This is a genomic window from Anaeromassilibacillus sp. D41t1_190614_C2 (assembly GCF_015558525.1).
Taxonomy (GTDB): Bacteria; Bacillota; Clostridia; order Oscillospirales; family Acutalibacteraceae; genus Anaeromassilibacillus; species Anaeromassilibacillus stercoravium.
In genome coordinates, this window is record NZ_JADMOD010000008.1 from 92885 (window position 1) to 114985 (window position 22101).

Genomic DNA, 22101 nt, shown 5'->3' on the forward strand with positions numbered 1-22101 from the left:
CTCCTTATAAGAAATATGCGGGAATGAATCCTGCGGCAATGAACGGGACCAGTGGGCAGGTGAACCGGGTGGGGCGGTGGGAGAGCTTCAGAACAAGACTTTTTCCCAGCACAAACAGGGCGTAGCAAAAGGCGAACAGCGTAAGCCCCGCGAGAGTGCGGGAAAGGCCCAGCACAAACCCCGCTGACGCCGCAAGCACCGTATCCCCGGCCCCGTTTTTCCCAAAGCCCGCCCCCAGATAGAAGGGCAGCCCTCCCGCAAGCGCCCCCAAAAAGGAGGCGGGGCTGATGGTGATCAGCCCCGCCAGCATGAGCGCCACACAGACCCGGTCATCCACCAGGCGGTGTCGGACATCATAGATCGAAGCGCCCATCAGGCAGCCGCAGAAGACCAGCGCCTGCGCCCAGTGCATCAGCCGGCGTAGTCGAACATCTCCTGAATACGCTCCGTTACAGTAGGCATGACAGTATCATTCAGGACCGCGTACAGGCCGGCCAGCACCAGGGCGCCCAGAACGACGGCGATCAGCACCTTGACGGCGGTATCGATATAGCCCTCGCCGGCGTTGCCGCAGACGGCGCGGCGGTGGAAGGCGGCGATGGAGGTCTGGCAGTTGATGGCGGCGGACTTGGCGGACTTGGCGATATTCTTGAACAGCTTCTTCATAAGGTACATTCCTCCTGTAAGTAAAAATGATTTTTGGCAGCTTGTTGGCTGGAAAGAGATCATGGAATGCGTATGGGGAGGCCCCCGGCCTCGGCTGGGCAAAGGAAAATCTGGGCGGTTTATATCCGCCCGGACTACATGGTCATTTCGTGGCATTCGTTCTGCTCCTGATGCTGGTTGAACTGGATGGGACGGAACCCCACACGGTCGCAGTAGAAGAACTCGCTGCCGGAATCATCGTACAGCTCCACCACATCGGACAGAGCCATCCGGTAGCCCTGATATCCGGGAGGCGGGCTGTCCCGGCAGATGGCGTAGATCTGTTCCAGATCATTGGTGCCAAGATCGCCGTCAAAAACCTGCGTATAATTCTCTGCGTTCGGTTCTCCGAACCGCTGGATCAGATCCTCATATCCGATAAAGCGCATGGTGACATCCACGCCTTTCCGGAGCTGCCAGATGCGGCAGCCTTTTTGCGGCTGCCCCAGCTCCTCGCCGGGCGCCTCTCCGGCTGCAAGGCGGTCAAATACGCCTTCCTTCCACTGAGGCGTCAGATTCAGCCGGGCCAGGTAGCGGGACAGCTCATCCGTCTGGAACATCTCGTCCACAACAGCGGCGTCATCCTTCACATAGCCCACCGTGTTGCCATAGAAGATCAGGCGGTTTCGATTGTCTATTGTGAAGCGGACCAAAATCACATCACCTCCCTTCAGGGCGAGCGGCTCACATCTGCTGGCTCATGGCCTGGTCGGGAGCGTCGCTTTTCTGCTCCTGCTGCTCCTGAAGCTTCTGCTCGTAGGCGTCGTTGACGGCGTCCACCAGAGCGTTCCGGGCTTCGGCGGTGATGGCATGGAAGGTGTCGTTGTACTTGGTCTCACCGTTTTTCTTGTAGGAGTCCTGGGGCATGGAGATGAAACGGCCCTTGTCCGACTCGATGACCCGGATGCCGTGGACGGCAAAGGCACCGCCGATGGTGGCGCTGGCGAAGGCTTTGGTCTTGAAATCTCCGTCCACCAGACGGTCGATCCGCGCCTCCACCTGGGGCGTGGTGGTTTCCTGCTGTTTCTTCTTGGCTGTTGCCATGGTAATCAAGCTCCTTTCACTCACATGGTTGGGGTGGTCATATCGGGAGATTCGGCGGGATCTTCCCGCCGGATCTGCTTCAGGCTCTCTCTGGCCCAGTCGGGCAGGTGCTCCTCCCGGAGAATGCCGATGAAGTCGCTGCGGTTCCACCGGGTCCGCTCCCCATCACTGAGACAGGTGGCGTATACCGCCCTGCCCGCGGCGTTGGGGGCGCAGCCAAACCCGCCGGTCGCCAGCCAGAGCTGGTTTTCGGGAGCCCAATAGGACTCCCTCAAAGTCATGGGACTCATGACCAGCACCTTGCCTTCCAGCTCCTGCCCGGTCATATCGTCACAGTGGGAGCGCGTAAACATCCCAAGTGCATCCTGGGCTTCCCGGAACTCATTTACGAAGATGTCCAGAACACCGGCATGACTTTCTACCATAAACTCATAGTTCCGGTCACTGGGAGGGATGAAGGCTGCGGCGGCCCATTCTTTGTTCCGGCGGCTGAAGCGTCCATCCTCTGGCTTCAGCTGAATGGTGGCGGCCAGCACCCATCCCACACGCTTGAAGCCAAAGTCCTCGATGACGCCCCTGGTGCAGTCGTGGCTCAGGTGCATCCCGTCAAAGCCCCTGCGGATGGCCTCCTCGATGGCCTGCTTACAGGCGATGTTCTCCAGATGGCTTGCACGCCAAAGGGCCAGTTCGTTCTGCCGCCTGGCCTCGGAAACAGAGCCGAGATAGAGATAAGCGTGATCCTTAGTCATCGCCCTCGTCCTCATCCGGCTTCATGACTGCCTTGACCAGCTTTTCGAAACCGGCTCTGTCGATGCCGAGCTGTTCCAGACTCTTGTTCAGTTCGGCCGCCCACTTGGTTTTGCGGTCATCGGACACCACCAGAACAGCGCCGTCCACGCTGACCACACAGAGGTTGTCGTGCAGGATGCCGGCATCCGCAAAGGCCTCTGCAGGAATGGGCAGCATATCCTCGCCGCAGCCAGAGCAGCCATCGCACGGGTCCGCATCGCCCTCCTGATCCTCCCATCCGGCCAGCATATCCGCCCACAGGCTGTTGGTCAGCCGAATCAGCGCCATCATAGCGGCGGCTTTCTCCACCGGCTCCATCTCCTGCTTAAGCAGGACAATGGCGTTTTCCAGGGTATGCATCTCCAGCGTTTCCTCCTGCTCCAGACCACTCAGGGTGAGGGCCGCAGGCTGAATGACAGCCTTGCCGTCGTTGGTGTACTTGATAAAGGTCATCTTCATTCCTCCGTTTTATCAGATTTTGTTTTCGGTTCGTGGATCAGCGTGTAGCGCCCGTCGTCTTCCTCCGCGGCCGACAGATTGAAAATGCTGAGCTGCCAATGCCTTGCGGAGTTATAGAGGCGGGGATCGTAGTTGGTGATGACGATCTCCTCGTATTCGCTTCCGGCCTTCTGGGACATACTGTTGGGGCGTGTGGTGTAGAAGATGTAAAACTCCTTGTACAGATCTACGATGAAGGGGCAGTAGTTGTAGGAAACCATCACAAACCCCTGGCACTCCAGAAGCGCATCGTGGAGGCGCTGGTGGTCTTCCTTGGGAAAGCCCACCGCATAGCAGTCCTCCGCATCGTAGTAAGGCGGGTCACAGTAGAAGAATGCGTCTTCCCGGTCATATTGGCGGATGAGGTCGACGCAGTCCTTGTTCTCCACCACAACATCGGCCAGCCTGCGGGAGCACTCCCAGACCAGATGGAAAAAGCGGCGGATGTCGCAGGATTTTCCGGCGAAGGACTTTGCGCCGCCGCTGAAGCTGTACCGGATAAGCTTGAAATAGTCAGCAGCCCGCCGCACATCTCCGCGAGGCGCTCGTTCCAGCATCATCCTTCGGATGGTTTTGGCATCCGGCGGTTCCAGATATCGCTGGGTCAGCTCCATCTCCTCGTCCAGATAGTCATCGGTGAATTCCTCACGGGAGAAAAACTTATACAGCACATTGAAGTCATCACGGGTGTTCAGCGGCAGGAAGCCAAGCTCCAGAAGGAGCGCCATGGTTCTGTTTTTGACACAGCAGAACAGATTGGTCAGGTCGCCGTTGAAATCGTTATAAACCTCCATGCATCCCTGCTGGATCGGGCGGCTCAATGTCACTGTCCCGCTGCCGCCGAACACATCGATAAACCGGGAATAGCGCGAGGGGGACAGCTTATGAATCAGCCAGAGCAGCTTGCTTTTGCCTCCCACCCAGGGGATGAAGCTTTTCAAGCGGTATCACCTCCCTCCAGGGGGAGGGATATCTGGCCGCTATCGGTAAATTGCTCCAACGCTTTGGTGAGGCCGCGCTCCGCATGGGCGATCTTCTTGATCCTGCTTCGGAGCTGCCGGATCGTCCTCCGCAGTTCCTCCTCGGTGTCGGCGTAATAATAGCCGGAATCAGAGCTGCAAATGGGGATGCCATCCCCGCGCAGACAATTGATCGTGCGGCGAAGGTCAGGTCCGCGAATCTGAAAAGCGGCCTCCAGTTCACGGCTGGGGACGACTCTCAGCTCACCGCAGTGATACTCCTTCAGGTGCTTGGCGATAGGGTTGTCCGTCGTCATGAAGACTCCTTTCCGGGACAGTTACCCGGAAAGAGCGCAAAAAAAGCAGGGGCTGTCAGTCCCTTTCGGGTAACGGCCCCTGTAGCTTTCAGGCTATTTGACTCTTTTTATATCATCACCTCCGTTGGGGCAAAGCCTGGTCTGTGTGAGGGCTTCTCACATGGACATGGTCGGCTCCATCTCCGGTTGACTGTACTCATAGACCGGCTCTGTGCCGTTCCAGGATACAAACCCATGTTCGGCGGCGGACAGGCCCATGCGCTTCATTCTCTGATTGGCATAGCCCTCAGCGTCAAAGCAGGAGGCGAGCAGTTCGTCCTGGGGATAGATGCCATCCCGCATTGCCAACTCTTTTCCGTAATCGGCAAGATCCATATCACGGGGCATGAAGTGATAGCAGCGGAGATTTTGGGCTAAATCCAGGGCGTAATCCAGGCGGTGGCAATCCTCCAGCTCCATAACCGCCATAAATTTATCCAACCATCTGGGTTCTCCCTGTCCCTGCTCGCTCCAGATGTAACCAAAGTCGATGGCATGGCGGACAAGTTCCGACGCGGAGCCGTACTGTGAGAGGATGTCCTTCAGCTGCGGGAGGCAGCAGTCCACATCCACAGCAATGCACTCGGTCACGGATTCGACCTCCAGTGCGTCCAGCGCCAGGAGAAGTTCGTCCGGGTGTACGGCGTCCATGTATTCGCCGGTGTCCGGGAAGCCCACCCACACGCCGTCCATGTTGGTTCGGCTGGCCAGCTTGACTCGGATGCCGTAGTCACCTTTGTCGGGATTCATCGAAGGGTTACTGTCCAGAAACGGATCGATTAAAGAGGTGCCCTTGATAAAGTGCCCGTCGCAGAAAGTGTTTCCGCCCTTTTGGCGGTAAGCCGCACCCACTTTTTCCGGGTCAAGAAACTCCCGCGCTTGATCAGAGGGACGCTGGATCTGCTCCATGATGAATTTGCCCAGCTGAACATCATCCCCGGCCCCATAGAACAGATCATAGTGATCCAATTGACTTGCAATCAGCATCACATCGCAGGTCATCCTCGGCTGCTCAATCTGCATTGCTCCGCGGAACAGAAGGCTTTCTTTTACCGTCATGTTCTCGAATCGCCGTTCCAGCCAGTCGTGTTGGGATTTGGTCATTTCAAAGCCGTCCAGAAGGTCCAGGAGTTGCCTGGTTTGCCGACTCGCCATCACATCATCTCCATTCCGGCATTTTCTGCCTGTGTTTCTTCATTGCGGATCGGCTCGCCATCTCTGCGCTGAACCAGCCCGTAGGGGGTCAGCAGAGCGTTGTGTGCTGCCATGACATCCTGACCATAGTTGTAGAGGACGACGTGCTTCTGCAGAATGGACCGGGAATGCTCATCCACAATGAAGCGAAGTTCCTCTACGGCTACCTCATCGGGGTTTCGCTGATCAGGCTCGAGCAGATAGTCATCCAGATTTTCCGCAATCTGGACAGCGGCAGCGATATCGTGACAATCCGCCGCAAGGATAACTGCCTTGAATTTGGAAAGTTCTCCTTGTGTGCTCAGCTCCTTGAAGCATTTAGCCAACTCGTTCAGTCCATGGATATCGTCGCAGTCCGTGTTTTCCAGAAGCGCAGGCATCGCGCTGTCCTCCACCTGGAAGACCATTTCCGACCAGGAGGCGCCTCCGCAAGCCTCCAGCACGGCATCCAGCCGTTCCTGCGTGGCGGGCAGATCCAGACACATCATGTTATCCGGTTGCTCATTGGAGTGGAAGGGATACCTGCCGACCGTCAGGCGGATGCCGTATTCCGGCGCTTCGGGAATCAAGGCCAGGCTGTCATATACCTGCTTCAGCTCGGTGTGCTGCGTGACATACCCGCCGCTTGCGAAAACGCCGCCCTCCTCAAACCTGGCTTTTCTTCCGAGCATCTCAAAGTCAAGATACTCGAAGATGGAATCCGGAACTTTTTCCAGGGCAGGGATGAAATCGTTCTCCGCATAGAACCTGCCGAGCTGCTCGTCCGTCGTGGCGTTGACCACATGACAGCAGTCTGCGCTGTAGGCCAGGTCGATCATGGTGGCAACGCTGATGGGACCGTATTTTTTGGACACCTCCATGTTGAACAGCCCTTCGAAGGCAGTTTTTTCTCTGCCGTTCATCTGTCCCAGGCAGGTTGCCAGCGCATTGAGCTGATACAGATCACATTCATGGGTCAGATGGACATGGAGGAACTGAAAGCTGTGGTGTTCAAGAAATTCCCACCTCGGCTTGTCGCCCAAGGGCATCTGGATCTTGTCCAGCGCATCCTGAAGACCATAGTAGCTGGCCGGAAGCTCCAGCTCGCACCACCGATCCGTTTTTTCGCCGAACAGCTCCACACGGAACACTTCATTCAAGGGTCATCCCTCCCATCTGGGGCCTGTAGTCCTCCTCGTATTTGGCGGGATCAGCGCCGGGGACATCCCAGCCGCACATACTGCCCAACTCCATGGCCTGGCGCTGGATGGGGCTGACGCCAAGCTGTTCGTTCAGCTGATCAGCCAGCTCCACATTCTGTTCCTTGTCGCCGGTGTCCCAATCGGAGGGGTAATAGCCGGTTTCGCCCCGGCGAATGCAGATGAGGTCGCCGGTAGACTTGAGGGTGGAGAAGCACATCTCCGGCAGCCCCTCCGCCACTCTGGGTGCGAAGCGTTCCGCCTCGGTCTGGATGTCCCAATCATCCTCCATGCTCCACAGATGGACATACAGCTCATCGTCGCCGGCGCAGATCTCCCGCTGTTCGAAGCCCTCGCCCCAGCCATCCGACGCCTGTCCGGAGACATACTCTTTCAGGGTGGTCAGTTCCTCCGGGGTGAGGGTGCCAACCACGCGGCACTCGGCAACGCCCCAGAGCTGGCCGTTCCGATCCTCGACGGTGAACACGGCGGATTTGACCTTCTGGTTGACGCTGTCATCCTCGCCATACCAGTGCATGATGCCGCTCTCGGATTCTTCCGGCATCCGGTTGTTGATCAGAGCTCTGAGGATCTCGCCCTCATAGGCACGAAGCGATTTGCCGTCCAACTGAGTGCAGTCATCCTCCATCTCACCATACTCGTTGCGGGTGTAGATGTCCGCCGTCAGAGGCATATACAGCTTCAGCGTGGTGGGCTCGGGCGGCAGGACAGAGAAGCTGTCCTCTCCGATGGTCAGCGCCAGGGTTCTGCCATTGTCCCACTTCATGTGGAACTGCCCGGCGTCGTCGATGTAGTCCAGAGTCCCCGTACTGCCCGGCTCCAGCGGGGCATAGGGGTCTTTCATCTCTCTGAGCTTGATCCTTGAGCCTGCGGGAAACTGTTCCCGCAGGAAGCTCAGCCATTCTTTGGGTACCGACATTTACATTCCTCCCATCTTCATATCCTGGCCGGGATTGTTTTCATAGTCCTCAAGAGAATGCGGATTCTCCTCGCCATACAGGTCGAAAAGGATATCGTCCACCTGCTTGCGAACAACCGGGTCATCCGTCAGCGTCTCATAGCGGAAGCCCGTGACCGAATGCTGAGGCAGTTCCTCCTGGATGCACCGGAGATATTCCTGCGTGTCGGTGTAGTCCATCCGGCTGCCATCGGCGAAGGTGACCCGGCCCACAGGCTTTGCCTGCTGGGCCATCTGTTGCTGGCGCAGGTTGTAGCAGTAGAGATACCCCTGGTAGTCGCCAGGGGAAGGGGTGCAGCGGAGGCAGTAGCGGTAATGCTCGGTGTCCACGACATAGCCATAGCACCGGCCATCCTCGGTAAGCTCACCCCCGTTCCGGTAGCAGTAGCTTCTCATCGAAGCCAGATCCTTGAGCGGCCCATCTGCCCGAAGCGCATCCACGACTTCCTGAAGTTCACCCTTGAATTCCTTGGTGTTGAACTGGTCATCGTTGTGGGGCCACCATGTGTGGTAGAATCCTTTTCCAGAAGATCCAAAGTCCATCCGGACATGGCCGACCGTGCCCAGCGCCGCATCCTCGGTCTCCTTCATCTGGGAATAGAAAAGGCCCGCCTCCTCATAGGAAGCGGGCCTGATGTGAATCGGTGTATTTACTTTTACATTCTGCTTCATGGTATTTGCCTCCGTATCCGTACAGAGATGGTAAATTTGCCAGTCAGGATGTCCCATCCTACCCAGAGTTACTCGCTGGAATGCGATGGAGATGTCATCATCGTTGTAAGATCCATGATGGAAATCCGATGTGTTGATAACATCTTCCTTAATATCTGCGGCAAATCTTTCATCAAGGCTGGAGAAATATGTCCCAAAAGTCTTGTGAAGATATTCTTTGATGTCACTCTCCAACTGTTCCGATAAAGAAATGGCCATTTGCTTCACCTCCTCATGCGGAACAATACCACAGCTCAGCGGAAATAGCTATGACCAAAAGGCGTCCTGCCGGAGAAGTGGAGATAGCCGACGACAGCAGCTCCCAGTGCTGCCAGAGATGCTACTGTGATCATGATTTTCTTCTTCATTTACATTCCTCCCAATCATCGGATCATGTCGTTCAGGTCATTTGCATATCAAATCCCGGCTCCGGTGACTCCATGATCTGTTCCAGGTGCCGCGGGTCTACGATGACCTCACTTTCGTTCCTGCCGGTGAACAGGGCCAGGATGTGTTCTTTCCGAATCTGCGCCTCATACACTGTTCCATCCTCACCGAAGCGGTGGGCGAACCAGTCTGCTGTTTTCCGATCCAGGGTCCAGGACAGCGCCCTGATATTTTTGGCGTTGTAGGGTGTAACCCCCCGATAGACCGTCACCGTATCCTCCAGCGCCTGGTGTGCGGCGCGCTCCTCCTCATCCATCAGGGACTCCGGAGAGACGGATCGGAACAAGGCCACCAGTTCTCGTTTGCTCACATTGCAGTCCTGATTGGGGCATTCCTCCTGGGTCCAGGCGGTGGATAAGAGCTGCCCCAGATCCTTCTCCGAGAGAGCGGAGGCGGCAAACTTGATAAAAGTCAGATAATAGGGCGGGTTGAGCAGTACGAAGATCTGATGGACATTTTCGGCGCTGTCGATCTGCTCGCCAACCTTTCTGCGCCACCTTGTGCAGTCATCCGAATTGTTGATCAGGTCGACCATGGAGAGGCTCCCATCCTCATTCCGAAGTGCGGAAATTCCAGAGGATGTGAAGGGGTGGCTGACGATTACCGGGGAGAGAACCGTTTCCTGAATCTGTACATCGAGGAGGGTGTGCGCCACCAGCTTTACGCGGAGCAGATCGGTTTCGCGGGGCATCAGGAAAGGCCTCCCATCTCCATCGCCTGGGTTTCCTCAGCGAAGGGGCTGCTGCATCGGCGGATCAAGCCAAACTCGGTTCGCCGGACTCCTTCCTCCGCCATAGTGTCCTCACCCAGCTTCTCAAAATCCATATACCCATCGATGGTATCGATCAGCTCGTCATCAGCACCAATGCGCCGAAGGGCGGTTTGCCCGTATTCGTAAGTGTCCTCCGTGATGCGCTCATAGTCGTCCAGATTTATGGCACAGCGGAGAGCCTCCTGCATAGTCCCCGGCTGTTCCACAGAAAGAACCGACAGGTATTTCATCAGCTCACCATCTTCACACTGCATCCCCTCAATGGCCCAAGCCAATTCGTTTGCATCTTCCACGCAGACCCCTGTAGTGGGAATGTGCTCGTCCATATAGGGAACGGAAAACGACACCTTGGTTACTGCTGCCTCTGCAAAACAATCGATTCCCAGTGTTCTTTTTACTCGCTCCAATTCTTCCTTCGTTGCCGGAAGGCAGATACTCACTTGCGCTTGGGAAGAGGAGAGGCCAAGCTGGATCTTCGATTTTTTCTCTCTGACAAGCTCATCATCCTGCTTGCGGAGCACATAGCCCGCATAGGTATAGGCGCCGCCATGCTCGGCATAGTATTCTGCGCCGATTTTTGCGAAGTCCAGATAGGGCCAGGCCGCTTCGGGGAATCTGGGGTCACCTTGAATCTGACCGGCAACAGCGACATATCGGCCAAGCGTCACATCCGAGTTTACATTAGGGATGAGAATGTAGTCCGACACCTGTTCCGCCACACGAATCATATCGTTCAGATCATTGATGCTGTTGCCATCCAAGGCGCCGGCATAGATGTTCCGTTCGCGGGAGTCCATTTTGGCAATGATGCTCGAAAGCTGATTCAGCTGTGCAAGCTGCGTTCTGGAATCAGGATCGAGTCCGCCGAGGTACGACGGCAGATTGGCGATCACGCTTTTGATCTCGACGATCTCTGTTTTTCCTGCTCTGCTGGCCTCATCAAGCTGGCTGGCCGCTTCTGTCATAGCGTCATGAGATGCGGGCAAATTGAGCGGGACAATGACAGGACTCCCACTTCGTTTCATGAAAAGTTGGATCATGTCATTCCTCCCATCTGAACCCCCTGTTCCCGCTGGCACTGATCCACCGGATCTTCTGCCATCAGTTCCTCCAGATCTACTGTGCCAACATAGGCGATGTAGCCTCGGTCGGTAAACACGCCCGACTGATAGTCCATGTGCTGCAGACCATACCGCTCGTAGTCATAAAACTCGTCCAGATTGGGGTCATACTCAAAATGGCCGGATCTCTGAATCATGTATTTCCCATATTCCTCGGGGGTATGAGCGCCGGGGGCGAATTCAAACAGATCCATGTTTTCCGCCAGACGGCGGATTTGGCTGGCGTTTTCCGGCTTGGCCATGCTTACTGCCGCCCCCAACTTCTTGCGGTCATGAATCGAAAACTTCTCCACAGCCAGCGCCAGCTCATTGAGTTCGTGGATGTTATCGCACCGGAAATCCAGTGCTACATCCACTTCCTCTGGGAATGAACTGTCAGCTATAAAGAGGCGCATATCCTTTGGGTCAGCAATGCCGGAACGCTGCATGGCGCGCTCAATTTGTCCTTTTGATGCAGGGAGATAGATCCAGGTCACATTCCTGCTGTTCTCCGGCTCCCACCGGGAGGATATCCCGACAGCAGTCATATCGGCCTCATAGTGGTAGCAGGGCAGATGTTTTCCATCATAGAGCTGTGAAAGCTGCATGCCGTTGTCATAGACCACTCCGTAGCGGGTGATAGTCCCATCATTGTCCTCAATCAACAGGACAGCGGTTTCCACTCCGTCCAGCTGTTTCAGTTCTTCCATGCTGGCACACCCGCCATGGATGTTCATGTAGTGATCACGGCCAACCTCTTTCAAATTTGTGAAGTCCGTGATCACCGTCGCCTGCTGGCAGCAGAAGGTCAGGTTGATGAGATCCTTCATGCTGGTGAGATTCAGCTTTTCAGCCATCGCCTGAAATTGCGAAAACTCGCCCACAGTAAAGCTGTCCAGCCGCTTTGCCAGATAGTCCAACTCATCAAGGTTGACCTTGGTGCATACCAGCCGATTCAGCACAGGCCAGGCACTGTCGAGCGAGTCCAAGCGGCAGTCGGCTTCAGAGGCATCGCCGATCTCCAGTGCCTCCAACAGCGCAACGCAGTGGTCGTATTGATTTCTGGGAATAGGAAGAGGAATCGTCGCAACACCATATTCCGGGTGGTCGGCGTTGCTCAGAACTGCTTCCATCATCACATTGCATCACCTTACTTTCCTTCAAAATTCAAAATCGCATCTCCGTACTTGGCCAGAAGCAGAGCGCAGACAATCAGGTGGAACGCCTCATCTGTGACCAATTCGGGGGATGCGAGATCGGCGAGAGTGATATTGCGGCTGCCGGTGGAGATGGCTTTGGCCGCCTGGTAAACACTGTACAGCTCCGGTTGGATGCCGGCGAGCTGGACAGATTGGAAGTCAAACCCACTGGCATCAAACTTCCAGATCATCCTGCGCCAGATGTCCCCATACGCCGTGAGAAGAAACAGTGCGGCCAGGTTACGGTTCGGCATTCGAAAACAGCGCGCACGCCAGTGCTGCCAACGCTCCCGATGACTATCTCTCAGGAAAAATCCAATGGAGCAGCCATTGAAACTCCTCTCTAAGCGGGCCTGAAGCTGCACTCCCGCTTCAGGGAAGAAGCAATCCCTGACAAACTCGTTGAGGTCAATCGCACCGGCCACGATCCGTTCATCCAGACAGACACACTGCTCCAAAGGGCAGGGATGATTGCGTCTGAAGTTCATGCAGTATGGGCACTCCATGTCATCTCTGCTATATTGGAAACCGGGATAGTATCGGCCATGGCCTCTGGGCTTGAAATAGGGCGGGGTCATCATCTGCTGTTCTATCTGGCACAGCGGTGTATCCCGCATGAAATAGCGTGTCATTGGCGGTGTGCTCCTTTCAGTAAAGCAAAAAAGCGCCGGAGTCTTATTTCTAAAACTCCGGCGCTTGAATATTACATGATCGGTTCCTGGTTGTAGGGTTCCATGGGGTGCTGCTCCTGCTCCCTTATGCGATCCAGAGCACCGGGAGCTGCAATGGCAATCTGCTCCTGAACGCCCCGGATGCACTTTTCCTGCTCGGCAGTCAAGTCAAAACCAGCGTCCAAGGTGTCAGAGCAGCACCGGTAGATTTCGATAAGCTGCTCCTGATTGAAGATCTGCTGTTTGGAAATGAGGCCGGCGCGGATGGCGAAGTCCTGCTTGGCACCTACATAGTTTTCCTGAAAGTAATTGCCCTGGTTGAGACCTGTGCGGTCGAAGCTCCAGTCCCATGTGACGAATTGGACGCCAAGCCGGGTGGGATGGGCAGCCAGCACGGCTCCATTGAAGTCAGCCAGCAGGCGGTAGTCACCGGTCAGGCTTTGGGCTTGCAGGGGCGGAGCCTGTTCCAGCAGCGTCATGTACTCCCGCACGGTGCAGGCCAGATCGGTGGCTCGCTCACAGGCCCGTTCCCGTTCCGGTGTCGCTACATCCTCCTGCCAGTAGCGAACGCTTCCGTCCGCTGTGATTCGGCAGAGAGGGAGACCATCCCACTCCACAGGAAGCAATTCGTCCTGTTCCGGCTGCGGGACAAAACCCTCACGGTGAAGAGCGGTACGAAGTTCTTGAAAAAACTGTTCTCGATTCATTTACTACCTCCTGACATTTAGTGCCCTTTTTGAAATTATCTGAAAACGAAAAAGGGCGCCAACCCATTGGCCCATCACGACCAACAAATCGACGCCCCAAACTTTGTGTATTCTATTGGTAGAAAAATAGCGCCCTTTTTGAAAGTTGCTGTTTCAAAAAGGGCGCCACATGGTTTCGGGTTTGCCAACCACTGAGAAGAGGGGGTTCGAATCCCACCAGTTAGGGGGAAACAGTGGTTGGCATCTATGGATTCATTCGTGAATTTCCGAGCGAAAAAAGCCCGGAAACGGTTGATGCCACTGGCTTTTCGCCAGTGGCATCTATACCGTTTTGATTTTATGGTACGGGTAGTGGGACTCGAACCCACACGGTTGCCCACTGGAACCTAAATCCAGCACGTCTGCCAATTCCGCCATACCCGCATATTATGTTTTCTCTGTATATTATCCAAAAGAGCGTACACTCAAAATGCACACTGCTTATTTGTTTGTATTACTATAATTTCAAAATATAAATTAATTTTCTATTAAAGACATATCTATTTTATTTTTCCAAAAGAATCCAATAACTTTGCCACGTAGCATATAATCTTCAAACAACAAACTGCTTCTGCATATTGAAGCATTCATTTGTCTCTTGTCATCACGAAAATCTAGAAGTTTTATTTACAAGATGTATACAATTTTTGGCCCACACCATAGAACACAGAATCTTGTTACGAAGTTATTGTATCAGCTTACCAAAAGAAAATCAAGTCACTGCACTCGCCTATATATGTAAAAGTGTAGAAATACAATATCTTGTAGAGTAAAATAAAAAGATAAATAATAAATTTTATCGGTTATAATTGAAGTTGCGATATGCTAGCACAACGAAAGAAATCATATCCATCATGGGCAAAAGTATAACGCAGAACATAGCGTATCGGTAAACCTCTATGAGACATAAGAGAAATATAGCGTCAGCTATACTAGTCAAAATTACGGCAAGAGTCAGGCATACAACTATTTTTGAAAAGCTCGCATGACGAAGTTGTTATATTACACTGTTGCTGGATATCTTCTGCTCATCAGATCTGCAGCACTCTCTCATCGCCGACAGAAATGCCATTATCACACTGCAGAGCACCATTCAGTTTTCGATATTCCATATTTTGAATTTTCTGTATATATTTTCTTAACCTTATCGGCCAGCTATTCAATTTTTGCGGTTCAATCTTTCAGAAACTCATTTATAATAGTAGACGGAACACCCATATAAGATTAATTCATCCTTTGCTATTATTGAACTCTAATTATATAATATAAAGCTCCCCCCATAATTAACAGTGTTTATTTCACTGTCTTTCATAGAGGGAGCATATCACCTTACAAACAACAAGCGCTTTTTGTTATTCCAATCAATTTTTTTAAGAAATCTCATCTAATCATAGGAGTCTACTTCAGTTTTCATGTGTCTCCATTCGTTTCTTACACTTTGTGGTATATCATAGAACTATAATTGTGCAAATTCCGCCTCAATCTGCTCATTGTAAGCATCATAGGAGGACCACTCTTCCTGATATGCTCTGTGTTCCTCAAACAAATGTCGCAGAATTTCCATGGAGGAGGCTGTCATATTCGCACACTCCGCTTCAATTCGCTTTCTGACGGAACGATTGCTGAGTAAAGTAATTGCTCCGTATCCCGCGCTCACAAGCGTCAAAAGAAGCAACGCAAAACTTGTGAAGAAAGAGCCGATCGCCGCCGCCGCTGCCACGCCGAAACCAACATATGCCGGCCAGTTTTTGATCCCAACAAGCTTGGCGGCACGTTTTTCCTCGTAAAATTGGCGCAGCTTATTTTCCTCACCCGAAGGATCGGAAAAATTGACTTTCGTGGAGTATTCCTCGATAGTTATGGGGAGCTGTGTGGTGTTGATGGCGCGATAAGCGGCAGTATGCGCTAAGACGGCCTTGTACTGAATATCCTTAGTGAGAGAGAACATGTTCAGGCGGCTTTGACCGTTGACTTCCTCCGGGTTTCCGGAAAAAACCCAGGTAATCATCTCGGCAATTAGGTTGAGCTCCGATTCATCATGAGTCTGTTCAGCCTCAAATGCCGCCTTCGCCTGCTCCACCTCTCCCTGATAGCGGATGACGAGTTCGTTGTAGCGAATTTCATCGTAGACTTCCTGCTCCGACGGGTTCGCCTGAGCAATCAGCTCATCGACAAAGTTTTTAATAAAAGCGTTGCGCTCTGCAGGCCCCACGTGAATCACAGATTTCAGGAAGGTGAGAATTTCCACATTTCCCTTCGCCTTGTTCATTGCGGTGGCAAGGGAAGAGAAATCCGTGCAATGCTTTTGAAGCAGAGGGTACGCGAGAGTTTCACGCCCATCCATGCGATCATAATATGTCTGCACACGCTGCACCATTTCCGCTTCATCATACCCTTCGGCGTGCAGATTTGCCTCAATGACATCCCGAATAAAGCGGTTGATTTTTTCACGCGTATGGCTGCTTAGCTCTTCACTCTGATTGACAGTTTTGCCCACCAGAGCAAACAATACCAAGAAGGTCCGTTGGTCCGACCCCTTCAGGGGGCATTCCTGATAGGTGAGGAACCATTTCAAAGCCGCGTCGTCGCGCTGCATGCGCAAATTGAAGAGCATGAAAAAAACGGCGCTGTTCTTTTTATCCATCTCGAGAGCAATCTGAATGGCTCTTTCCGCCAGCGGTCTGTCGTCGTTCTTCCAAGCCATCACGGCAATCAATACGCAGGTAAGCCAATAGTCCGGCGTTTTGAGTTGTTGGGCCTCCACCGACTTGTAAATCACAGCATCGCTGACCATATGAACATCGAGATTATCCATCATACCCTGCACGAGCTTGCGCACAGTGCGGTAGTTGGCAAAATCATAATATTTTTTATTGTTGCATTCCCGAATTTTTTTGTTGGCAAGTTCCATCTGTTTGAATTTGACATACATTTTGTCAATTTCAGCCTGCATTTCAATCGAGGAAAGCTCTCTGCTGTGGCTGCCCTCAAGCTTCTGGTGGCTGTTGTTCAGTGTGTCGCAGATGGTACGGTTGCACTGCTCCAACGCTTGATAACCGGAGAGCACTCCGCTTGCGATCTCGTTCAGCTCTTGACGGAGCTCTCTGTTAATCGCGCGCTGCCTATTTAGTTCAGCCTCCAGTGACGATATACTCATGTGATCATTCCTCCTCGGTTTCCGAAGCGTTCACTGCCCGCTCCGCCCCCCAAGCACGCAGCTGCTCGAGCGTCTCAGGATAGGTTTTGGAATAGGGGATCATCTGAAAAAAACGCGTTGTCAAGGCTGAAACCGATACGTCGGTTTCATGGGATAGAAGCAGGTCCTCTGCCAGATTTTTCACCGCGTATTCAATGTCAGCGTAGGTAAAGCCGCAGGTGGCTTCGACAAGCCGCTCCATCTCTTTTTCGTGTGGATACCAATGGAGTGATCGCTCACAATATTGCCGTAGCGTTGCTTTGCGTTCCGCGGCGTTTGGCAAATCGACAAAGAAAATTTCTGAAAATCTTCCTTTGCGGAACAACTCAGAGGGTAGAGCTTGTACGTCGTTGGCCGTTGCCACAAGGAATACACGGCTTTCCGACTCCTGCAGCCAGAACAGGAACTGTCCGAGCACACGGCGGCCCACGTCATTGCCTCCGTCAGAAACAGACAAGGCTTTTTCAATTTCATCAATCCATACCACGCAGGGAGATACGTTGTCCAGAAAGGCCAGCGCTTCCTTCATCTTTTTTTCGCTTTCGCCCACATATTTATCATATATCGTTCCAAGGTCGAAGCGAAACAGCGGCAGCTCCCATTCTCGGGCCACCATTCTGGCCGACAGCGATTTTCCGCAGCCTGGAACCCCCACCAGAAGAATACCGCGAGGCGTTTGCAGATCGTATCGATGAAGCTGCTCAGAAGGAGAAAAGAAGATTTTCTGCTTTGCGTGTAGCCACATCTTTAAGTGTTCCAGTCCGGCTACCGGCAGATCAGCAGGCACCTGAACCGCCTGGATGCTTGGCACAACCGCATATAATCTGCTCTTCTGATTGACAAGTTCGGCGAGATCTTCCTTTTGCAGCCCAGCATGCTCAATCAGCACAGAGGAAAGGATATTATCAATCTGCGTTTCACTGAAGCCCTGCAGCAAGGCCGCAGCACGCAGGATCTCATTCTCGCCCCACCGAATCGGATAGCGTCTGCCATACATGGCAACAAAAGATTCAATTTGTCCCTTGCGTTCCTCCGCATTCGGATGATCCAACCGTACCATCATGCCGAATTCTGCCAGACGCCCCCACACAGGATCGGGAGAGATCAGAATCAGGGTGCAGCTTGACTCTTGAGCAAGATAGACGAGATTGAGCACTTCACGGGCATAGGTGGTATCATCACCCAGCCTGCGGCAATCTCCCAGTGCAAAAATCGCACCTTTCTTATGTTTAAATTCGTTCTGAATGTAGGAAAGCGGATCACGGTCCACATTCATCGATATGCCGCTGCGGGTCAGGCTGGTCACCTGCCTAGCATCCGTATAATAGGAAATGTCGGCCGAGATCTCCTGCGCAACTCTGCGCAGAAGCTTTTCCGCCCGCCCCCGTTCCGCCGTATCAAAGATAATGAGCGGTACACGCGCAAGCAGATAGGTTTTGATCTCTTTTTGCGTCTGCACAAAATTGCTCATTCGGTATACATTCCTTTCCTGTTCCAGGCGCCGCGCAGCTGCATCAAACGGTCCGCGAGATCCTCCAAATCCGCATTGCGGGACTCATCCGCTTGAAAGCGGAATTCTGAAACAAGCTTGCGCCAGAATCGATCGATCTGATCCGCATAGCCTTCTCGGATTTGCCGGCGGCAATCCTCCGGCAGATCAAGATTTTCAAAGAAAAACAGTTCCGAAAGATTGTGGCAAAAGCGAATTGCTTCCAACTCCACCCCGTCCGGATCGTGGTCCTCCAGAAGTGCATCTACCCGGGAAAGAAACCGGGCAATCCTCCACCGAATGGTTTCCTGAAGCAGCTCGTCCAGGCGCTGGAGGAACATATCGAGCATACGCGGGACGAAACAAACCGATCCACTCGACAGCGTACGCAGAACCGTGTGATTTTCCGGATGTTCCCGAATAAAACGAAAGCAGTCGAGCCATTCCTGATAGGTGGCAGGAGCTGTCTGAAACTCCCGCTCCGAAATATAGTCCGCCATCATTTTAAAAAGCTATACGGAGGTTCCAAACTCCAGGCAGGGAGTTTTTTGTTCATCTCCTTAAGTCTTTCATTGCTTGCACTGGCACCAGCCTGTGCTGGAGCGCTGAAATTCTGGCGGATCCTCTGTTCCATCATTTCCTCAAAATCCTGATTTTGCATTTCTTTTTGCTCGTTGCTCATTTGAAAACCCTCCCGTATCGATTAGATAAATTCCACCTGATTGATAAGAAGCTCCTTCTGCTGACGCTTTTCAGTGTAATACCGGTCGAATTCCGCGATTTCCGCCATGCACGCATCGAGATTAGCCAGAGCCGTGTTTACGCGTTTGGGATATTCCTTGATCGCCTTGAAGCAGCGCCAGCCCAGAATCCCCGCCGCAACCAAAGTTACAATCAGAGAAAAGATCGTCACAAATGCCATACCGGCGGAGAGTACCACCAGAAGGGCCAGTGCCATATTGGGGGTATTGATAAACATATTGTGGAATTTGTTGGCTTCAAAGTAATTTTTCATGCTCTCGGCCTGCTCCGCCTGATCGGCGCCGTTGCTCACACCAGACCAGGCGTCGATTTGCAGCTGGAAGTTCACCGGCTTTGCCTGATGCAAATTCGTGTCCCAGCGCACCAGCGCGTCAAGAAACCATTTTTTTGTATTTTGGAAACCGAATTTACGCACCTGCGGATTAGTTTCCTCGTTGCCGTCAAAGATGGCCCAGCGCATCATTTGCTTGCCGATGTTGAAGCTTTCGCTCTGCAGCTGCTGCAGCTGTTCATACTGAGCCTCCGCTTTGTCCGTGTCACCTTCATTCTCCACAACAAACCGATAGTAGGCCTGCTGGTTTTTCAGGGTGAGTTCCTCCTCATCGTAACGAGAAATCAGGCTCATCAGAACAGAATCGACACGCGCTTTGTAATTTTCGTCGTTCTGTTCCTGCGTTTCAACGTCAAGTTCCTTCACCAGAGCCAGAAGCGTGTCGTATTTGGAAACCTCCTCATAGCTCCGACGGATTTGATCGTGGTTTGCGCAGAATTTGGTTACCGCTTCACCGCTGTATTTCACAGGGCTTTTAAGGTTGTGGATATATGTTACATACTCGTTCACCAATGCTTCGCACGATTCCGCATCCTCGTTGAGAATCCGCATCCATTCATCGATCAGATCGAGAACGGAATGTTCCAGCTCCTTGTCCCGGCCGAAAATACCGTTGAGAAAGGCTTCCAGCAAGACGGCTGTTTCCTGGTGCAGCATGGACGGATCCAGTACCTTGAGATATTCGCAGAACCATGCCTTGGCCGGCGCCATACGCTCAAAACGCAGGTTCATCAGGCAGAAGAACAGCGTAGTCTTAATGGCGTCCCGCCGCCCGGATTCCGCCAGGGCGTTGCGGGCAACCTCAGGATAGTCGTTCACCCAAGCGGTGATGGCGATCAGGGCGTAGGAAAGCCAGTAGCGGGAGCTGGTGATCCACATTTCCTCGCTCAATTCCTGAATAGTACTGTTGCGCACCAGATTGATATCGAAATCCCGCACAATCCCCATGACGGTTTTACGGATGTTTTCGTGGTTGGAAAACTGCTCTTTGATGATTTGATCGATCCGAATGACATTCTCGTGAGCAAGCTGGGTTTCCTCGCCGTGCATCATGTCTTGCTTGAACTTGAGGATCCCTTCATGGATCTCCGTCGTCGCGCTGTCCACTTGGACGCTTGACTGATAGACATTTTTGATCGGCGTGTTGACTCTGCCCTGGAATGAATTGATGGATTCATTCAAGCGGGATATTGCACTGCTTGCGTCAGACATGATAGAAATCCCTCCCTGTTAAAATTGCTCAAGCGCCTGCTGCACATCGGCCGCATGTTCGTCCGCTTCGTGAAAAAGTCTTCGCCACGAAGCCATCTCTTCCAAAGCCTGCCGCAGTTTGAGCAGACCCAATCGCTTTCTCTCCTCGAGCTGGCGGCCGACCTCAACAAAGCGCCGCCATAGCACAAAGCCGCCAACAATCCCGCCAAGAACTCCGATGGTCAGCGTCACAGGATTGAATGAAAACGCCGTGAAAACCAGAAAAAGCAGGCTGACAATACACACAATGGAAAAGATTTGAATGTATTTGTCCTTGAAGGCTTCTTTCATCCGGTTCTTCGTGTAATGCGTGGAAAGCTTTGCGCTCTGTGTCTCGTACTCCTCCTCGCCGCATTCGAGTGGACATCCGTCAATCTCCAGATGAATACGCTCCGGTTCCTGCTTCCGGTACTCTTCCGCAAAGCGAGTGAAGCCTCGTGCAATGGCCGCTTTCATCAAAGAAACCGCAAAACGTTTGATGGTGAGGTTTGTGATGGAGGGATCCTCTGAAAAGGCCCAGTCAAAAAGGAAATCGGCAAGCGAACGCTTTTTGTCCAGATCGGCGTATTGGAGCTTGTATTTTTCATCCGCGGCCGCCAAATCGCCCTTGGCCTCGATAATTGCCTCATTTCGCTTCTGTTCCTTGATCACCTTCCATTCCTCATCGTCATAGGCGTTGATCAAGTCGTAAAGCACATTTTCCACGCGTTGGGAGTGATCTTCGCTGTATTCTTCCTCGCGGTGTGCAAGTTCCGTGTACTCCTGCGCCAGTAAGGAGTTACACTCAGCGCGGCCAAGCAATCGTTTCAGCTCATCGTACTCTTTGCATATTTCCTTGAGTACAGGGAACTCCTGCTCCGTCACATGCAGGTAAGCATCTGCATAAGCTTTGGTGCGCGTCGAAAAACGGTTTGCGAAGTCGACGGTCACGGCGTCTACCTGCGCGAGGGCTTTCTGGAAGTTTTCCGAGACATAGGATTCAAATTCCGGATCCATGCCGAACAGACCCGCCAGATACGCCTGCAGCAGATACTGGTATTCACTGCCAAGGCTTGTCAGGTTGATTTTATCCAAGTAATCCAGATACCAGTCCTTGGCGGTGTCCAGGCGGTCAAATCGCAGGTTGATCAGCAGGAAGAACACGTCGGATCGGCACAGATCGAGCGAACGCGCTTTGTCCAGAGCCCGTTTTGCCGCGTCTTTTTCGTTGCTTGCCCACAGCATCACAGCCGCAATCGCGTAGGCCAACCAGTATTCGGTGTTCTGGAGATAAATTTTTTCTACTTCCTTGCGCAGTGTTTCGCTGGAGACAATGGCATTGTCCAGCCCGATGACATAGCCAAGCGTGATACGGCGCAGCTTGTGGTAGTGAGAAAACTTTGTGTAGTATTCATCGGTGCACTGGGTCAGGTTTTTGGATGCTGTGGATAAATTCTTGAACAAAAAATACCGATGGGTCAGGTCTGCCAGCTCATTTTTCACGACGGTGACATTTTCATTCAGAACAACGGTTTGCTTGCCCAGCGCGCTGATATCCTGCACGACAACCTGCGCCAGACTATCAACATTATCCGTAAGGTTCCGCACGTTATGAATGGCTGCCTCCAGCTCCTCCCGGAGCATGTTGTTTTCCTCAATGCAGCGGTTGATTTGCCGTATAAGTTCTTCTTCCCGCTGTCTCTCGTCATTGTCTGCCACTCCTGCACTTCCTTTCCTGTTTTTGT

Annotated in this window: 23 protein-coding genes and 1 tRNA gene; all 24 read right to left on the reverse strand. The window is 53.0% G+C overall.

The genetic code is table 11. The annotated features are described in order from the left end of the window. Positions 1-4: 4 nt before the first annotated feature. Positions 5-412 (reverse strand): prepilin peptidase, encoded by a 408-nt coding sequence (locus tag I2G69_RS08125; RefSeq protein ID WP_195560601.1) that lies wholly within the window; start codon positions 410-412, stop codon positions 5-7. Beyond that, positions 412-666 carry a DUF6133 family protein gene (locus I2G69_RS08130; RefSeq protein WP_087238906.1) on the reverse strand — a complete coding sequence of 85 codons (255 nt, stop codon included), beginning with the start codon at positions 664-666 and terminating at the stop codon, positions 412-414. Before I2G69_RS08130 ends, I2G69_RS08125 begins: the two co-directional genes overlap by 1 nt. Before the next feature lie 134 nt (positions 667-800). Then, entirely contained in the window at positions 801-1358 is a 558-nt protein-coding gene (locus I2G69_RS08135; protein WP_243254920.1) for a YodL domain-containing protein, read from the reverse strand. Between the two features lie 31 nt (positions 1359-1389). After that, the gene (locus I2G69_RS08140) at positions 1390-1749 is read right to left on the reverse strand and encodes a SpoVG family protein (RefSeq protein WP_195560602.1); all 360 of its coding nucleotides are present in this window, start codon (positions 1747-1749) and stop codon (positions 1390-1392) included. A 20-nt stretch (positions 1750-1769) separates the two neighbouring features. After that, positions 1770-2498: a DUF3849 domain-containing protein gene (locus tag I2G69_RS08145; protein ID WP_195560603.1), complete on the reverse strand. Its 729-nt coding sequence runs from the start codon at positions 2496-2498 to the stop codon at positions 1770-1772. Beyond that, positions 2491-2991: a hypothetical protein gene (locus I2G69_RS08150; protein WP_195560604.1), complete on the reverse strand. Its 501-nt coding sequence runs from the start codon at positions 2989-2991 to the stop codon at positions 2491-2493. Before I2G69_RS08150 ends, I2G69_RS08145 begins: the two co-directional genes overlap by 8 nt. Positions 2992-2993: 2 nt before the next feature. Next, positions 2994-3977 carry a DNA adenine methylase gene (locus I2G69_RS08155; RefSeq protein WP_087291135.1) on the reverse strand — a complete coding sequence of 328 codons (984 nt, stop codon included), beginning with the start codon at positions 3975-3977 and terminating at the stop codon, positions 2994-2996. Then, positions 3974-4312, reverse strand: a complete 339-nt coding sequence (locus I2G69_RS08160) for a hypothetical protein (RefSeq protein WP_118427301.1) — start codon at positions 4310-4312, stop codon at positions 3974-3976. The genes I2G69_RS08155 and I2G69_RS08160 overlap by 4 nt, the downstream gene beginning before the upstream one ends. 156 nt (positions 4313-4468) lie before the next feature. Continuing rightward, the gene (locus I2G69_RS08165; protein ID WP_195560605.1) at positions 4469-5506 is read right to left on the reverse strand and encodes a hypothetical protein; all 1038 of its coding nucleotides are present in this window, start codon (positions 5504-5506) and stop codon (positions 4469-4471) included. Continuing rightward, a complete protein-coding gene (locus I2G69_RS08170) occupies positions 5506-6675 on the reverse strand; it encodes an antirestriction protein ArdA (protein WP_330610160.1) in 1170 nt (389 codons plus the stop codon). Before I2G69_RS08170 ends, I2G69_RS08165 begins: the two co-directional genes overlap by 1 nt. Position 6676: 1 nt before the next feature. Next, complete coding sequence (locus tag I2G69_RS08175; protein ID WP_195560607.1) at positions 6677-7663, reverse strand: DUF4314 domain-containing protein; 987 nt, start codon at positions 7661-7663, stop codon at positions 6677-6679. Continuing rightward, entirely contained in the window at positions 7664-8632 is a 969-nt protein-coding gene (locus tag I2G69_RS08180) for a hypothetical protein (RefSeq protein ID WP_243254921.1), read from the reverse strand. Between the two features lie 181 nt (positions 8633-8813). Further along, positions 8814-9551, reverse strand: a complete 738-nt coding sequence (locus I2G69_RS08185) for a hypothetical protein (protein ID WP_195560608.1) — start codon at positions 9549-9551, stop codon at positions 8814-8816. Further along, positions 9551-10672 (reverse strand): DUF6329 domain-containing protein, encoded by a 1122-nt coding sequence (locus I2G69_RS08190; RefSeq protein ID WP_195560609.1) that lies wholly within the window; start codon positions 10670-10672, stop codon positions 9551-9553. Before I2G69_RS08190 ends, I2G69_RS08185 begins: the two co-directional genes overlap by 1 nt. Further along, positions 10669-11868, reverse strand: a complete 1200-nt coding sequence (locus I2G69_RS08195) for an antirestriction protein ArdA (protein ID WP_195560610.1) — start codon at positions 11866-11868, stop codon at positions 10669-10671. The genes I2G69_RS08190 and I2G69_RS08195 overlap by 4 nt, the downstream gene beginning before the upstream one ends. 14 nt (positions 11869-11882) lie before the next feature. After that, a complete protein-coding gene (locus I2G69_RS08200; RefSeq protein ID WP_195560611.1) occupies positions 11883-12563 on the reverse strand; it encodes a hypothetical protein in 681 nt (226 codons plus the stop codon). 71 nt (positions 12564-12634) lie between these two features. Further along, positions 12635-13309 carry a hypothetical protein gene (locus I2G69_RS08205; RefSeq protein ID WP_195560612.1) on the reverse strand — a complete coding sequence of 225 codons (675 nt, stop codon included), beginning with the start codon at positions 13307-13309 and terminating at the stop codon, positions 12635-12637. Between the two features lie 340 nt (positions 13310-13649). Next, positions 13650-13732: transfer RNA gene (locus I2G69_RS08210), tRNA-Leu, on the reverse strand. Positions 13733-14804: 1072 nt separating this feature from the next. Then, complete coding sequence (locus I2G69_RS08215) at positions 14805-16505, reverse strand: hypothetical protein (RefSeq protein WP_195560613.1); 1701 nt, start codon at positions 16503-16505, stop codon at positions 14805-14807. A gap of 4 nt (positions 16506-16509) precedes the next feature. Beyond that, on the reverse strand, positions 16510-18015 hold the full coding sequence (locus I2G69_RS08220; RefSeq protein ID WP_195560614.1) for an AAA family ATPase: 1506 nt from the start codon (positions 18013-18015) through the stop codon (positions 16510-16512). Beyond that, positions 18012-18536 carry a hypothetical protein gene (locus I2G69_RS08225; protein ID WP_207740565.1) on the reverse strand — a complete coding sequence of 175 codons (525 nt, stop codon included), beginning with the start codon at positions 18534-18536 and terminating at the stop codon, positions 18012-18014. Before I2G69_RS08225 ends, I2G69_RS08220 begins: the two co-directional genes overlap by 4 nt. Further along, the gene (locus tag I2G69_RS08230; RefSeq protein ID WP_195560616.1) at positions 18533-18715 is read right to left on the reverse strand and encodes a hypothetical protein; all 183 of its coding nucleotides are present in this window, start codon (positions 18713-18715) and stop codon (positions 18533-18535) included. Before I2G69_RS08230 ends, I2G69_RS08225 begins: the two co-directional genes overlap by 4 nt. A gap of 21 nt (positions 18716-18736) precedes the next feature. Further along, positions 18737-20338 (reverse strand): hypothetical protein, encoded by a 1602-nt coding sequence (locus I2G69_RS08235; RefSeq protein ID WP_195560617.1) that lies wholly within the window; start codon positions 20336-20338, stop codon positions 18737-18739. A gap of 18 nt (positions 20339-20356) precedes the next feature. Continuing rightward, positions 20357-22075 (reverse strand): hypothetical protein, encoded by a 1719-nt coding sequence (locus I2G69_RS08240; RefSeq protein WP_195560618.1) that lies wholly within the window; start codon positions 22073-22075, stop codon positions 20357-20359. Between the last annotated feature and the right edge of the window lie 26 nt (positions 22076-22101).

Excerpts from the sequence above, each read along its gene's own strand:
- I2G69_RS08125 (WP_195560601.1), bottom strand. The coding sequence starts at position 412 with ATGCACTGGGCGCAGGCGCTGGTCTTCTGCGGCTGCCTGATGGGCGCT.
- I2G69_RS08130 (WP_087238906.1), bottom strand. The coding sequence starts at position 666 with ATGAAGAAGCTGTTCAAGAATATCGCCAAGTCCGCCAAGTCCGCCGCC.
- I2G69_RS08140 (WP_195560602.1), bottom strand. The coding sequence starts at position 1,749 with ATGGCAACAGCCAAGAAGAAACAGCAGGAAACCACCACGCCCCAGGTG.
- I2G69_RS08145 (WP_195560603.1), bottom strand. The coding sequence starts at position 2,498 with ATGACTAAGGATCACGCTTATCTCTATCTCGGCTCTGTTTCCGAGGCC.
- I2G69_RS08150 (WP_195560604.1), bottom strand. The coding sequence starts at position 2,991 with ATGACCTTTATCAAGTACACCAACGACGGCAAGGCTGTCATTCAGCCT.
- I2G69_RS08160 (WP_118427301.1), bottom strand. The coding sequence starts at position 4,312 with ATGACGACGGACAACCCTATCGCCAAGCACCTGAAGGAGTATCACTGC.
- I2G69_RS08165 (WP_195560605.1), bottom strand. The coding sequence starts at position 5,506 with ATGGCGAGTCGGCAAACCAGGCAACTCCTGGACCTTCTGGACGGCTTT.
- I2G69_RS08175 (WP_195560607.1), bottom strand. The coding sequence starts at position 7,663 with ATGTCGGTACCCAAAGAATGGCTGAGCTTCCTGCGGGAACAGTTTCCC.
- I2G69_RS08180 (WP_243254921.1), bottom strand. The coding sequence starts at position 8,632 with ATGGCCATTTCTTTATCGGAACAGTTGGAGAGTGACATCAAAGAATAT.
- I2G69_RS08185 (WP_195560608.1), bottom strand. The coding sequence starts at position 9,551 with ATGCCCCGCGAAACCGATCTGCTCCGCGTAAAGCTGGTGGCGCACACC.
- I2G69_RS08190 (WP_195560609.1), bottom strand. The coding sequence starts at position 10,672 with ATGATCCAACTTTTCATGAAACGAAGTGGGAGTCCTGTCATTGTCCCG.
- I2G69_RS08195 (WP_195560610.1), bottom strand. The coding sequence starts at position 11,868 with ATGATGGAAGCAGTTCTGAGCAACGCCGACCACCCGGAATATGGTGTT.
- I2G69_RS08200 (WP_195560611.1), bottom strand. The coding sequence starts at position 12,563 with ATGACACGCTATTTCATGCGGGATACACCGCTGTGCCAGATAGAACAG.
- I2G69_RS08205 (WP_195560612.1), bottom strand. The coding sequence starts at position 13,309 with ATGAATCGAGAACAGTTTTTTCAAGAACTTCGTACCGCTCTTCACCGT.
- I2G69_RS08215 (WP_195560613.1), bottom strand. The coding sequence starts at position 16,505 with ATGAGTATATCGTCACTGGAGGCTGAACTAAATAGGCAGCGCGCGATT.
- I2G69_RS08220 (WP_195560614.1), bottom strand. The coding sequence starts at position 18,015 with ATGAGCAATTTTGTGCAGACGCAAAAAGAGATCAAAACCTATCTGCTT.
- I2G69_RS08225 (WP_207740565.1), bottom strand. The coding sequence starts at position 18,536 with ATGATGGCGGACTATATTTCGGAGCGGGAGTTTCAGACAGCTCCTGCC.
- I2G69_RS08230 (WP_195560616.1), bottom strand. The coding sequence starts at position 18,715 with ATGAGCAACGAGCAAAAAGAAATGCAAAATCAGGATTTTGAGGAAATG.
- I2G69_RS08235 (WP_195560617.1), bottom strand. The coding sequence starts at position 20,338 with ATGTCTGACGCAAGCAGTGCAATATCCCGCTTGAATGAATCCATCAAT.